Annotated in this window: 14 protein-coding genes and 2 tRNA genes; 14 read left to right on the forward strand and 2 right to left on the reverse strand. The window is 65.2% G+C overall.

Features of this window, described 5'->3' with window-relative positions; translation table 11 throughout:
- Positions 1-184: 184 nt before the first annotated feature.
- The 14 genes from JOF45_RS04475 (at position 185) to JOF45_RS04540 (ending at position 11,349) form a co-directional block, all read left to right on the forward strand.
- Positions 185-257 (forward strand) — tRNA-Lys (locus tag JOF45_RS04475).
- 185 nt (positions 258-442) lie between these two features.
- Positions 443-516, forward strand: a tRNA-Pro gene (locus tag JOF45_RS04480).
- 54 nt (positions 517-570) lie between these two features.
- Entirely contained in the window at positions 571-1,926 is a 1,356-nt protein-coding gene (gene tig / locus JOF45_RS04485) for a trigger factor (RefSeq protein WP_210048157.1), read from the forward strand.
- Between the two features lie 212 nt (positions 1,927-2,138).
- Complete coding sequence (locus tag JOF45_RS04490) at positions 2,139-2,726, forward strand: ATP-dependent Clp protease proteolytic subunit (protein ID WP_210051297.1); 588 nt, start codon at positions 2,139-2,141, stop codon at positions 2,724-2,726.
- 86 nt (positions 2,727-2,812) lie between these two features.
- On the forward strand, positions 2,813-3,445 hold the full coding sequence (locus tag JOF45_RS04495; protein ID WP_210051298.1) for an ATP-dependent Clp protease proteolytic subunit: 633 nt from the start codon (positions 2,813-2,815) through the stop codon (positions 3,443-3,445).
- A gap of 137 nt (positions 3,446-3,582) precedes the next feature.
- Positions 3,583-4,875 carry an ATP-dependent Clp protease ATP-binding subunit ClpX gene (gene clpX / locus JOF45_RS04500; RefSeq protein ID WP_210048158.1) on the forward strand — a complete coding sequence of 431 codons (1,293 nt, stop codon included), beginning with the start codon at positions 3,583-3,585 and terminating at the stop codon, positions 4,873-4,875.
- 172 nt (positions 4,876-5,047) lie between these two features.
- On the forward strand, positions 5,048-6,355 hold the full coding sequence (locus JOF45_RS04505) for an extracellular solute-binding protein (protein ID WP_210048160.1): 1,308 nt from the start codon (positions 5,048-5,050) through the stop codon (positions 6,353-6,355).
- Complete coding sequence (locus tag JOF45_RS04510; RefSeq protein WP_342591386.1) at positions 6,352-7,320, forward strand: carbohydrate ABC transporter permease; 969 nt, start codon at positions 6,352-6,354, stop codon at positions 7,318-7,320. The genes JOF45_RS04505 and JOF45_RS04510 overlap by 4 nt, the downstream gene beginning before the upstream one ends.
- Positions 7,321-8,169 carry a carbohydrate ABC transporter permease gene (locus tag JOF45_RS04515; protein ID WP_210048162.1) on the forward strand — a complete coding sequence of 283 codons (849 nt, stop codon included), beginning with the start codon at positions 7,321-7,323 and terminating at the stop codon, positions 8,167-8,169.
- Positions 8,170-8,231: 62 nt separating this feature from the next.
- Complete coding sequence (gene gcvH / locus JOF45_RS04520) at positions 8,232-8,618, forward strand: glycine cleavage system protein GcvH (protein WP_210048164.1); 387 nt, start codon at positions 8,232-8,234, stop codon at positions 8,616-8,618.
- 33 nt (positions 8,619-8,651) lie between these two features.
- On the forward strand, positions 8,652-9,140 hold the full coding sequence (locus JOF45_RS04525; protein ID WP_210048166.1) for an FHA domain-containing protein: 489 nt from the start codon (positions 8,652-8,654) through the stop codon (positions 9,138-9,140).
- A 127-nt stretch (positions 9,141-9,267) separates the two neighbouring features.
- The gene (gene ftsR, locus JOF45_RS04530; RefSeq protein ID WP_210048167.1) at positions 9,268-10,011 is read left to right on the forward strand and encodes a transcriptional regulator FtsR; all 744 of its coding nucleotides are present in this window, start codon (positions 9,268-9,270) and stop codon (positions 10,009-10,011) included.
- A 45-nt stretch (positions 10,012-10,056) separates the two neighbouring features.
- Positions 10,057-10,617 (forward strand): bifunctional nuclease family protein, encoded by a 561-nt coding sequence (locus JOF45_RS04535; RefSeq protein WP_210048168.1) that lies wholly within the window; start codon positions 10,057-10,059, stop codon positions 10,615-10,617.
- Between the two features lie 105 nt (positions 10,618-10,722).
- Complete coding sequence (locus tag JOF45_RS04540) at positions 10,723-11,349, forward strand: MerR family transcriptional regulator (protein WP_378578959.1); 627 nt, start codon at positions 10,723-10,725, stop codon at positions 11,347-11,349.
- 113 nt (positions 11,350-11,462) lie between these two features.
- Here the strand turns inward: JOF45_RS04540 and JOF45_RS04545 are convergent, their stop codons facing one another.
- Positions 11,463-12,248, reverse strand: a complete 786-nt coding sequence (locus JOF45_RS04545) for a ParA family protein (RefSeq protein ID WP_210048169.1) — start codon at positions 12,246-12,248, stop codon at positions 11,463-11,465.
- An 88-nt stretch (positions 12,249-12,336) separates the two neighbouring features.
- On the reverse strand, positions 12,337-12,666 hold the full coding sequence (locus JOF45_RS04550) for a putative quinol monooxygenase (protein ID WP_210048170.1): 330 nt from the start codon (positions 12,664-12,666) through the stop codon (positions 12,337-12,339).
- Between the last annotated feature and the right edge of the window lie 28 nt (positions 12,667-12,694).

Raw genomic sequence — 12,694 nt, forward strand, 5'->3', positions numbered from 1 at the left:
TGGCGCGCGTGAACGGCGTGTCTCCGCTCGCACGGTCAGCCTATCCAACGCGGCCGCCGGAGGGTGAGATCAGGATCACCCTGAACTCGAGTTGGCGTCGGGTGAGAACCGGTGCTAAAGTTTTATGTCGTTGCCCGGAGCGATCGGGGCAGCATCGCAGAGATCCTCTGGAGCCCGCAAAGACGGGCCTCTAGCTCAACTGGCAGAGCACCAGACTCTTAATCTGTAGGTTCCGGGTTCGAGTCCCGGGGGGCCCACAGCTCCGAGGGGATCGCACGGGAGGCGTCGTCACCAGGTGGCGGCGCCTCTTCGCGTATCCGAGGTGATCAGCCCGGCTGCGCACCCTGCGGAGCACCGGCGATTCGCCGCCGTCGCGGCGGACACGCTATTGTAGATCGGTCCGTGCCGATTCTAGGGTCAGACTCTGGAGTCTTCGGGACTGCGGGAAGTAGTTCAGTTTGGTAGAGCGCTCGCTTTGGGAGCGAGAGGTCGCAGGTTCAAATCCTGTCTTCCCGACGGCGGCATGGGCCGCGTCAGACAGATCAGTCGTCATCTATCAGGAGCCCCCACGTGGTCAAGAGCACCGTTGAAAATCTGAACCCGACTCGAGTCAAGCTGACCATCGAGGTGTCCTCGGAGGAGCTTGAACCGAAGATCAAGGCGGCCTACACCAGCATCGCCCAGCAGGTTCAGGTCCCCGGCTTCCGCAAGGGCAAGGTGCCGGCTCCGATCATCGATCAGCGCATCGGCCGTGAGTACGTGATCCAGCAGGCCATCAACGACAACCTGCAGGAGTTCTACCAGGCCGGTCTCGCCGACGCTGAGATCAGCCCGCTGTCCCGCCCGGAGGTCGAGGTCGAGGAGATCCCCGACACCAAGACCAACGAGGGCGTCCTGAAGTTCTCCGGCGAGCTGGACATCAAGCCTGAGATCGAGCTGCCGGACTACTCCGGCCTGGAGGTCGAGGTCGAAGCCCGCGAGGCCGACGACGCCGCTGTCCAGGAGCAGCTCGACGAGCTGCGCGGCCGCTTCGGCACGCTGAAGGACATCGAGCGCCCGGCCGCCAAGGACGACTTCGTGACCATCGACCTGGTCGCCACCATCGGTGAGGAAGAGGTGGACAACGCCACCGGCCTGTCCTACCAGGTCGGCGCAGGCACCATGCTCGAGGGGATCGACGAGGCCCTCGAGGGCCTCTCCGCCGGTGAGGACGCCACCTTCGAGACCACTCTGCAGGGCGGCGAGAACTCCGGTCAGGAGGCCTCCGTGAAGGTCACCCTGACCGCTGTGAAGGAGCGCGAGCTCCCCGAGGCCGACGACGAGTTCGCCCAGATGGCCTCCGAGTTCGACACCATCGACGAGCTCAAGGAGGACCTGAAGAAGAAGGCGGAGGACAACGTCGTCGTCGAGCAGGGCGTCGAGGCCCGCGACAAGGTCCTCGAGAAGCTCATGGAGCTCGTCGAGGTCCCCGTCCCCGAGTCCGTGGTCTCCGAGCAGGTCGAGCAGCACTTCTCCGGCCAGGGCCACAGCACCGGTGACGACCACGACACCGAGGAGCACCGCGCGGAGATCGAGGAGCAGACCCGCGACGCCTTCCGCAACGAGATCGTGCTGGACGAGATCGCCGAGAAGGAAGAGATCGGCGTCGACCAGAGCGAGGTCATCGAGTACATCGTCTCCACCGCCGGTCAGTACGGCATGGAGCCCAACCAGTTCGCCCAGATGCTGGACCAGGCCGGCCAGGTGCCCATGATCATGGGCGAGGTCCGCCGCCGCAAGGCTCTGGCCAAGGTGCTCGAGCTGGCCACCGTCAAGGACAGCAAGGGTGCAGAGGTCGACCTGACCGACTTTGTGACCCCGCAGGACCAGGAGGAGGAGCCCGAGGAGGAGGCCCCCGCAGAGGAGGCGTCCTCCGAGGAGAAGTGATCTCCGCCTGCGCCAGGCATCCGAAGCCCCGCATCCGCCCACGGATGCGGGGCTTCGTGCATCTGCGCCGCCTTCGCCCAACAGCGAACAGTCCCGCGCCGGGAGGGACCGCGGGCCGCAGAGCAAGTAATGTCGTATCCGAATTCTTCTCGAGACATCCAGTGGAGGAGCTGTCCATGACTGAGAGCCCCAGCATGCAAACCCCGCCGACGATGCAGACCGTGGACCCGGCATCCCGGGACGACTACATCTACAACCGGCTGCTCAAAGAGCGGATCATCTGGCTCGGCTCGGAGGTCCGCGACGACAACGCCAACGCCATCTGCTCGCAGATGCTGCTGCTGTCGGCTGAGGACCCCGAGGCGGATATCTACCTCTACATCAACTCCCCGGGCGGTTCGGTCACCGCCGGCATGGCCATCTACGACACCATGCAGTTCATCCCGAACGACGTGGTGACCGTGGCCACCGGCCTGGCCGCCTCCATGGGACAGTTCCTGCTGTCCTCGGGCACCCCGGGCAAGCGCTTCGCCACCCCGCATGCACGCGTCCTGATGCACCAGCCCTCCGGCGGCATCGGCGGCACCGAGTCGGATGTCCGCATCCAGGCCGAGCTGATCCAGCACATGAAGCAGGTCATGGCGGAGCTGACCGCGGAGCAGACCGGTCAGTCCATCGAGACCATCCTGAAGGACAACGCCCGCGACATGTGGTTCACCGCTCAGCAGGGCCTCGAATACGGCTTCTTCGACAAGATCGCCCAGCGCTCCTTCACCGTCTCCGGCGGCGGCGGAGTCTGAGAGAACGAAAGAGTCAGCGGCCAGAACAGGACATCCAAGGAGCTTTCATGAACTTCGATCTCAACAAGACTCCGCAGGCAGCCCCCATGCCGGGCGCCCCCGCGGCACCGGGCGTGGACAGCCGCTACATCCTCCCGCAGTTCGAGGAGCGGACCCCCTACGGTTTCAAGCGCAACGATCCCTACGCCAAGCTCTTCGAGGATCGCATCATCTTCCTGGGCACCCAGGTGGACGACGCCTCCGCCGATGACATCATGGCGCAGCTGCTGGTGCTGGAGTCCATGGACTCGGAGCGGGACATCACCCTCTACATCAACTCGCCCGGCGGCTCCTTCACTGCGATGACCGCCATCTACGACACCATCCAGTTCATCCGTCCGCATGTGCAGACGGTCTGCCTGGGTCAGGCCGCCTCCGCAGCCGCAGTGCTGCTGGCCGCCGGCACCCCGGGCAAGCGGCTGGCGCTGCCCAACGCCCGCGTGCTGATCCACCAGCCGGCCATGGGCGGCCAGCGCGGAACCGCCACCGACCTGGCCATCCAGGCCGATGAGGTCCGCCGCATCCGCACCTGGATGGAGGAGGTGCTGGCCCAGCACACCGATAAGACGGCTGAGCAGGTCAGCGAGGATATCGACCGCGATAAGTTCCTCTCCGCCGCCGAGGCCGAGGCCTACGGCCTGGTGGACGAGGTCCTGGAGTCCCGCAAGCTGCCCGTGTGAGCTGCGGAATCCACGGCACAGCCACACTCTGAGCACCGGCGGTGACCTGCCTGCATGGCGGTCACCGCCGGTGCTGTCTCTGTCACGTACCCTAGACGGGTACTACGTTTCGTCAGTCGCTGAGGGGATTCACGTCCATGGCACGTATCGGGGAGAGCGCAGATCTGCTGAAGTGCTCGTTCTGCGGCAAGAGCCAGAAGCAGGTCCGCTATAAGCTCATCGCCGGACCCGGCGTCTATATCTGTGACGAATGCATCGAGCTCTGCAACGAGATCATCGAGGAGTACCTCAACGAGGTGCAGGAGCCCGATGACTTCGAGCTCCCCACTCCGGCGGAGATCAAGAGCTACCTGGACGAATATGTGATCGGCCAGGATCCCGCCAAGCGTTCCCTGGCCGTGGCGGTGCACAACCACTACAAGCGCATCCAGGCCACCGGCTCCGCCAAGAAGACCGCATCCCTGGAGAAGGGCCCGCTGGACGACGTCGAGATCGGCAAGTCCAACATCCTGATGCTGGGCCCCACCGGCTCCGGCAAGACCTATCTGGCCCAGTCCCTGGCGCGGAAGCTGCAGGTTCCGTTCGTCGTCGCCGATGCCACCTCGCTGACCGAGGCCGGCTATGTGGGCGAGGACGTGGAGAACATCCTGCTGAAGCTGATCCAGGCTGCCGACGGCGATGTGAAGAAGGCCGAGCAGGGCATCATCTACATCGACGAGATCGATAAGATCTCGCGCAAATCGGAGAACCCCTCCATCACCCGCGACGTCTCCGGCGAGGGCGTGCAGCAGGCGCTGCTGAAGATCCTCGAGGGCACCACCGCCTCGGTGGCCCCGCAGGGCGGGCGCAAGCACCCCCAGCAGGAGTACGTCCAGATCGACACCACCAATGTGCTCTTCATCGTGGCCGGCGCCTTCGCCGGTCTGGAGGAGCTCATCGAGTCCCGCGCCGGCCGCAAGGGCATCGGCTTCGGCGCTCCGCTGAACACCATCACCAAGGGCGAGGCCAGCTACGCCGACGTCGAGCCGGAGGATCTGCACAAATTCGGTCTGATCCCCGAGTTCATCGGTCGCCTGCCTGTGGTCGCCACTGTTGAGGACCTGGACTCCGATGCTCTGGTCAGCATCCTGACCGAGCCGAAGAACGCACTGCTGAAGCAGTACCAGAAGATGTTCGCCATCGACGGCGTCGAGCTGGAGTTCTCCGAGGGTGCGCTCCGTGCCGTGGTGGAGCAGGCCGAGGCTCGGGGGACCGGTGCCCGTGGGCTGCGCTCCATCCTGGAGGGCGTGCTGAACCCGCTGATGTTCGACCTGCCCTCCCGCGACGACGTCGCCGCTGTGACGGTGACCGAGGAGACGGTGCGCGAGGGCGCTGAGCCTGAGCTGATCACCCACGACGAGCAGAAGAAGCTGCGCAAGAAGTCGGCCTGACCCTCTGGCCTGGATCGACCAGGAATTTTTCCCCATCTCATTCATTGAGAACGTGTGGCGGAACGTGTCCCGCACCACGTCACCGGTGTATATTCGGCCGGAACTGTGAACGTGAGCGGAGTCACTGAGGCACTGCTATGCTCGGAGGCTCCACGAGGGGAAGGTGCGATCCATGACGGAACCGCGACAGATCCCCACCAAGCTCGCCCTGAGGGGTGCTGGTGCGGCTTCCGCGGCCATGCTGCTGCTGACCGGATGCGGGGCCGATGACGGCGCCCCCGTTCTGACCTGGTACATCAACCCCGACGACGGCGGCCAGCGCGTCATCGCGGAGCAGTGCACCGAAGAGGCCGACGGCGAATACGAGATCCGCACCTCTCTGCTTCCGGCTGATGCACCCTCCCAGCGTGAACAGCTGGCCCGCCGCCTGGCCGCGGGGGACTCTTCGCTGGACATCATGTCCCTGGATCCTGTCTTCGTCCCCGAGTTCGCCGAGCCGGACTTCCTGGCTCCGGTGCCCGATGATGTGGCCGAGCGGACCACGGAGGACACTCTGGAGGGCTCTCTGCAGAGCGCCATCTGGGATGACGAGATCGTCTCCATCCCGTTCTGGGCCAACACGCAGCTGCTCTGGTATCGCGAGTCGGTGGCCGAGGAGGCCGGCCTGGACATGGAGGGCGAGGTCACCTGGGACGACATCATGGAGGCCGCTGAGAGCACCGACACCTACCTGGGCGTCCACGGCGTGCGGGGAGAGTCGATCTCCGTGTGGATCAATGCGCTGGTGGAGTCTCAGGGTGAGTCCATCCTGGAGGATCCGCAGGCTCCGGCCGAGGAGCTGGAGACCTCGCTGGACTCCGAGGCCGGACAGCAGGCCGCCGAAGTCTTCTCCACCATCGGTGAGGAGGGCCTGGGCGGACCGGGCATCTCCTCGATGGACGAGGAGCAGGCCATGCGTCTCTTCCAGGGCGACAACGGCTCCTTCATGGTCAACTGGCCCTTCATCTGGGCAGCCACCAACGCCGCCGTGGAGGAGGGCACGCTGGATCAGGAGGTCCTCGACGACATCGCCTGGACCCAGTACCCGCAGATGGAGGAGGGCACTCCGACGGCACCGCCGCTGGGCGGCATCAACCTCGGCGTCGGGGCAGATTCGGAGCACCAGGATCTGGCCTATGACGCGGTGGAGTGCATCGTGTCCCCGGAGCGGCAGACCGAGTACTTCCTGACCAACGGCAACCCGCCCTCTTCCGAGGCGGCCTTCGAGGATCCGGCCATCGCCGAGGAGTTCCCCATGGCCGATGACATCCGTGAGGCTATCGACAACGGCGCCCCGCGTCCTCAGACCCCGTTCTACAACGAGATCTCCGAGACGCTGCAGGATCAGTTCAGCCCGCTCAGCGGCGTGGATCCGGAGACGACGCCGGGCACTGCGGATGAGCACATCGGTGAGGTACTGCGAGGGGAGCGTCTGCTGTGAGCACTGCGACCACTGATAAGCGCGCCAAGCTGGTGACCCAGCAGGATCGGCGCAGGCAGGAGGTGCGGCTCGGCTGGATGCTGGCCGGCCCGGCCTTCGTGGTGATGCTGCTGGTCACCGCCTATCCCATCGCCCAGGCGGTCTATGACTCGCTGTTCAGCCTGCGCCTCACGGCCCCGGATGAGCGGGACTTCGTCGGCCTGCAGAACTATCTGACGGTCTTCTCCAGCACCGACGTGTTCTGGAGGGCGATGATCGTGACCGTCCTGATCACAGTGGTCGCCGTGTCGGTGCAGCTGGTCATCGGATTCGCCCTGGCGCTGCTGATGCACCGGGCCATCGCCCGGCTGCGCGGCCCGCTGCGCACCGCCATCCTGGTGCCCTATGGCATCATCACAGTGGTCTCGGCCTTCGCCTGGTACTACATGTTCGACATCAACTCCGGGTTCGTGAACAGCTGGTTCTCCTGGGTTCCAGGCATCAGCGAAGAGATGGACTGGTTCGCCGAGACCTGGAGCGCCCTGGCGGTCATCATCGCCTCTGAGATCTGGAAGAACACCCCCTTCATCGCGCTGCTGCTGCTGGCCGGTCTGGCGCAGGTCTCCGACGACCTGCTGGAGGCCGCCAAGGTGGACGGCGCGAACTGGTGGCAGCAGCTGACCCGTGTGGTCATCCCGAATATGAAGGCCGCGATCATGGTGGCGGTGCTCTTCCGCACCCTGGACTCGTTCCGCATCTTCGACAACGTCTTCATCATGACCAACGGCGACGCCGGCACCGAAGTCCTCTCACTGCTGGCCTACCGCCAGTCGATCATGCGCCTGGAGATCGGCCTGGGTTCGGCCGTCTCGGTGATCATGTTCGTCTGCGTGGTGCTCATCGCAGTGATCGCAGTCAAGGGATTCAAGGTGAATCTGGCCGAGGGGACCGGCTCCAACGCCGGGCAGAAGAAGGAGACCAAGTAGATGATCAACACTCGTCTCACACCCAAGCAGAAGGGCATCTGGGCCCTGATCGCCGTCGTCGTGTTCATCTACGCGCTGTTCCCGGTGGTCGCGATCTTCGCCAACAGCTTCAAGACCCCGGCCGATGTCGGCGCCGGCACGTTCTGGCCGCAGAATTGGACCTGGCAGAACTACGAGATGATCTTCGTGGGGCAGGCCCAGACGCTCTTCCTGAGCGCGCTGCGCAACTCCATCGGCATCACGCTGATCTCCACGGTCATCGCCGTGGTGCTGGCCACGCTGTGCGCCTATGCGATCGCGCGGCTGGACTTCCCGGGCAAGCGGTTTATCCTCTTCACCTCCCTGGCGGTCTCGATCTTCCCGGTGATCTCGGTGGTGACCCCGCTGTTCAACCTGTGGCGCAGCATCGGGCTCTATGACACCTGGCTCGGTCTGATCATCCCGTATCTGTCGCTGACCCTGCCGATCTCCATCTGGACGCTCTCGGCCTTCTTCAAGCAGATCCCCTGGGAGCTGGAGCAGGCGGCCTCGATCGACGGCGCCACCCAGTGGCAGGCCTTCCGACTGGTGATCGTCCCGCTGGCGGCGCCCGGCGTGTTCACCGCGGCGATCATCGCCTTCTTCATCGCCTGGAACGACTTCGTCTACGGAATCTCGCTGACCTCTACAGAGGCCGCGCGCCCGGTGCCCGCGGCACTGGCGTTCTTCACCGGATCCTCGCAGTTCGAACAGCCCACCGGGGCGATCTCGGCGGCGGCCATCGTGGTGACCATCCCTGTGGTCATCCTGGTGATCCTCTTCCAGCGCCAGATCGTCTCCGGTCTGACCCAGGGCGCCGTCAAGGACTGACCTGAGGTGCTAAGTTGTCTGGTGAGAGAAATCGATGTCTCACCAGGAGCGGAGCCGAACCGATGAGCAATATCCCAGCTGAGCTGAAGTACAGCGCCGAGCACGAGTGGGTGGCCACCACCGACACCGACGGTGTGGTGCGCATCGGCATCACCGACTTCGCTCAGGATGCCCTGGGTGACGTCGTCTACGTCGAGCACCCTGAGATCGGCTCCTCCGCATCCGCCGGCGATGTCATCGGTGAGGTGGAGTCCACCAAGTCGGTCTCCGACATCTACGCTCCGGTCAGCGGTGAGATCGTGGCGGTCAACGAGTCGCTGGACGAGAACCCGGGGGCGATCAACACGGACCCCTACGGTGCCGGCTGGCTCTTCGATGTCAGGCTCAGCGACGCCTCCGAGCTGGATTCCCTGCTCACTGCCGACGACTATGAAAACCAGGTAGGCTGAGAGAACATCGCCGCACGGGGAGAGGAGGTCATGATGGAGACCGCACCTTTCGGCCAGGACGACGGCCGGACTTCTGAAGGATCCGATAAGCAAGGACAGGCTCACCCTGCAGCTCATGAGAGCGCCTCGGAGACCACGAGCATCGGGCTTCCGCCTGCTGCGGCCGCCCCTTCTGAGCCCAGCCTCTCCGAGAACGACCATGAGGCGATCAGCGCTCTGCCGTCCGGCTCGGCGCTGCTGATCGCCCACAGCGGGGCCAACCAGGGGGCTCGCTTCCTGCTGGATCAGGATGTGACCACAGTGGGCCGCCATCCCGACGCCGAGATCTTCCTCGACGATGTGACGGTCTCGCGTCGGCACCTGAACTTCCACCGTGTGGACAGCGGCTTCGAGATCGAAGACCTGGGAAGCCTCAACGGCACCTACGTCAATCACGACCGGGTGGACCGTTATCAGCTCAAGTCCGGCGACGAGGTCCAGATCGGCAAGTTCCGTCTGACCTACTACGCCGGCTCCAAATAGGGCCTGACCCCGCAGCGGTGCGCGGCTGTTCCAAATACCGACCATTTCTTCCTCAGCACGTTATCCTGGGGCTGACTTCTTTCCTTCCCCTGAGCCCGAAAGAGGATACGCAGTGAGTGTTTCGCCTGTGCCGAAGCCGAAGCCGTCGGCTGATGCCGACGATCCGGCGAACTCGCATGTCTTTACGATCTCCGAAGTTCTGCGCGAGCTGCAGAACGAGTTCCCTGATCTGACAGCGTCGAAGCTGCGTTTCCTCGAGGAGCGGGATCTCGTGGAACCGGCGCGTACGGCGTCGGGCTACCGCAAGTACTCGGCAGCGGATGTGGAGCGGCTGCGTTTCATCTTGGCGCTGCAGCGCGACCGCTATATGCCGCTGGACGTCATCAAGAAGACGATGGACGCCCTGGATGCGGGGGAGCAGCCCGAAGAGCTCCCCGACGCCGCCCCGGTGGGTCCGCGCGATGTCACCAATGAGATGGCAGCCCAGATCACTGGGCGGATCCGGCCGCTGACCCGCAAAGAGCTGCGGGCGCAGTCGGGGGCGACGCGCGGCATGCTCGACACGCTGGAGAAGTTCCGGATCATCCGGGCTGACGCTCAGGGCAACTACAGCCACCACGACCTCAAAGCGGTGAAGTCGGTGCGCGTGCTGGCACGCTACGGCCTGGAGCCTAAGCACCTGGTGACCCTGCGCCGTTCGGCCGATGCTGAACTGGATCTGATCGGGCGGGCCATGGCCCCCCACGCTGCGCGCAAGGATGCCGCCGCCCGGGCGCGCGTGGCCGAGTCCTCCAAGGAGATGCTGCAGTGCCTGAAGGACCTGCGCTCCTCGATGATGGACTCTGCGGTGGAGCAGCTCGACAAGAACTGATCCTCGTCAGCTGACGCCAGCCGCGCCACTGCCTACACTGGACGCATGGATGACCAGCAGATCCCGCTGGATGTGATCGGAGTGCGCGTGGAGCTCCCCGCCGAGCAGCCGGTCCTGGTGCTGCGCGGTGCCGCCGAAGGCACCCAGGCTCAGCATGTGGCCATCATGGTCGGAGCCGCGGAGGCCAACGCGGTCGCTGCTGCGCTGGAGGGGAAGACCCCACCCCGTCCGCTCACCCACGATCTGCTCGTGGAGGCACTCACCAGCCTCGGCGGGGGAGTGGAGACCATCGAGATCGGACTGCTGGACAGTCAGACCTATTTCGGAACCATCACCCTGGCCGGGGGCCATACCTTGGATGCCCGCGCGTCGGATGCCATCGCGGTGGCCGTGCGCGTCCAGTGTCCGGTGACCATGGATGCGGACACCCTGGCCGCGGTGGCCGTCACCCCGCGCTTCAGAACCGTCTCGGCCGACGGCGAGGAGACGACGGCGGCGGATCCGGCAGATCGGGCCCCGCAGTCCAAGGGGCCCATCTCGGAGGCGGAGATCGCGGAGTTCCAGAAGTTCCTCGGTTCGGCCGGCCCGGATGACTTTCGCAGCTGACTGTGGCGCTTCCGGACGACACGCCGTAGGCTGAGGAGCGAATGTCTTTGGCCGCGGTCCCTCAGGGCAATACCGTGGAGGAAGAAGACTTCAGGAGGGTATGAGGTGAGTCTGGATTCCCACTCGCGCGCATCGCGTGAGGCTACCGAGAACGCTGCGGCACCCGTGCAGCAGCGCCTCTTCGACGACGGTATGCCCGAGCTCGACGAGCAGATGGGCTACCGCGGTCCCATCGCATGCTCGGCCGCCGGGATCACCTACCGTCAGCTGGACTATTGGGCACGCACCAAGCTGGTCCAGCCCTCCCTCCGCAACGCCTCGGGCTCCGGCTCGACGCGGCTCTACTCCTTCCGGGACGTCCTGGTGCTGAAGGTGGTCAAGCGGCTGCTGGACACCGGGGTCTCCCTGCAGCAGATCCGCAGCGCCATCGATCATCTGCGGGAGCGCGGCGTGGACGATCTGGCGCAGATCACTCTGATGTCCGACGGTGCCTCGGTCTACGAGTGCACCTCCCCGGACGAGGTCATCGACCTGGTCCAGGGCGGGCAGGGCGTCTTCGGCATCGCCGTGGGTCGTGTCTGGCGGGAGGTCGAGGGAAGCCTGGCTGAGTTCCCCCGCGAGCGTTCTGAAGATCCGGAGGCACCAGCGGCGGAGGCCGTGCAGGCTCCGCTGGACGCCTTCGAAGGCCAGGACGAGCTGGCTAAGATGCGCGCGCGTCGCCAGGCGTCCTGACCAACCAGCTTCGGCTGTCCGCTCAGAGAACATGCACCACCTATGAGAAAAGCGCCCCGAGGGGCGCTTTTCTCATGTTCTGAGCCGGACGATGCAGACCGGTACGGCCGCGCTCAGACGAGCTGGCGCAACAGCTGGTCGAAGGACTTCGCCAGATCGCGGGCCTGGTCGCCGGGCCAGTGGTGGATGGGGTAGGCCGCCCCCTGGATCTGCTGCCAGTAGGCGTTCTCCTCCAGCACCGGCAGCATCAGCTTGTCCTTGTAGAGCCGCTCCATCTCCAGCAGGCGGTACTCGTGTTCGGCCGAATCGGCGCGGGCGCGGTTGACCACCACGCCTGCCTGGGTCAGCTGCGGGGCGTATTCGTTGGAGAACATCCGGATCGCACGCATCGTACGTTCGGTTCCGGCCACAGAGAACAGGCTCGGCTCGGCCACCAGCAGCACCTGGGTCGATGCAGCCCACGCGATGCGGGTCAGTCCGGCCAGAGAGGGCGGGCAGTCCACCAGGACCAGGTCGTAGCCGCTGACGCCGTCGAGCAGAGTGCGCAGGCGGCGCATGTCGCGGGGGCGGATGTCTGGGCGATCGAAGGTCGCCGAGAGCGCAGAGCCGGGGATCACGTCCAGAACGGCTTCGGCGCGCTCCTCCTCGGAGAGGAAGTCCACCCAGCCGGAGCGGACGGTGTGCTGGTTGACCTCGGCCTTCTTGGCATCGCGCAGCAGCTGACCGGCCTCGGTGCCGGCGCCGCGGGAGACGGCCAGGCCCGTAGTGGAATCAGCATGTGGGTCGAGGTCGATGACAAGAGTCCTGACGCCGCGCTGGAGGGCGGCTGACGCCAGGCCCATGGTGACCGAGGTCTTCCCGACCCCGCCTTTCAAGCTGGACACGCTCATGATCTGCACCCCTCCATCATAGGGATAGATCGGGCCCCCGTGGCGATCACCACGGGGGCCCGATCAGATCGGCGCAGGTCTTTGCGATGCAGGCGGGTCAGGAGACCTTCATCTCGCCCATCTCACCCCAGTCGTCGCCCTCGATCTGGCGGGAGATGATCTTCGGGGTGGAGGCCAGGGCGTCGAACATCGGGCCCTCTTCGCTGGTGGCCTTCTTGAAGTGCTCCGAGTTCACGTGCGGCTCGGCGCCGTCGTCGTCGAAGGCCTCCAGCAGCACGTACTCGTTGGGATCCTCCAGGCTGCGGGACCACTCGAAGAACTTGTTCTTGGGCTCCTTGCGGGTCTCTTCGGTGAACTCGCGGGTGAGCTCGGGCCACTGATCGGCGAACTCTGGCTTCACTTGGAACTTCACGACGATGAAGATCATGGTCTCTCCTCGATGCAGGGGTGGGACT

The sequence above is a fragment of the Nesterenkonia lacusekhoensis genome, assembly GCF_017876395.1.
Lineage (GTDB): Bacteria > Actinomycetota > Actinomycetes > Actinomycetales > Micrococcaceae > Nesterenkonia > Nesterenkonia lacusekhoensis.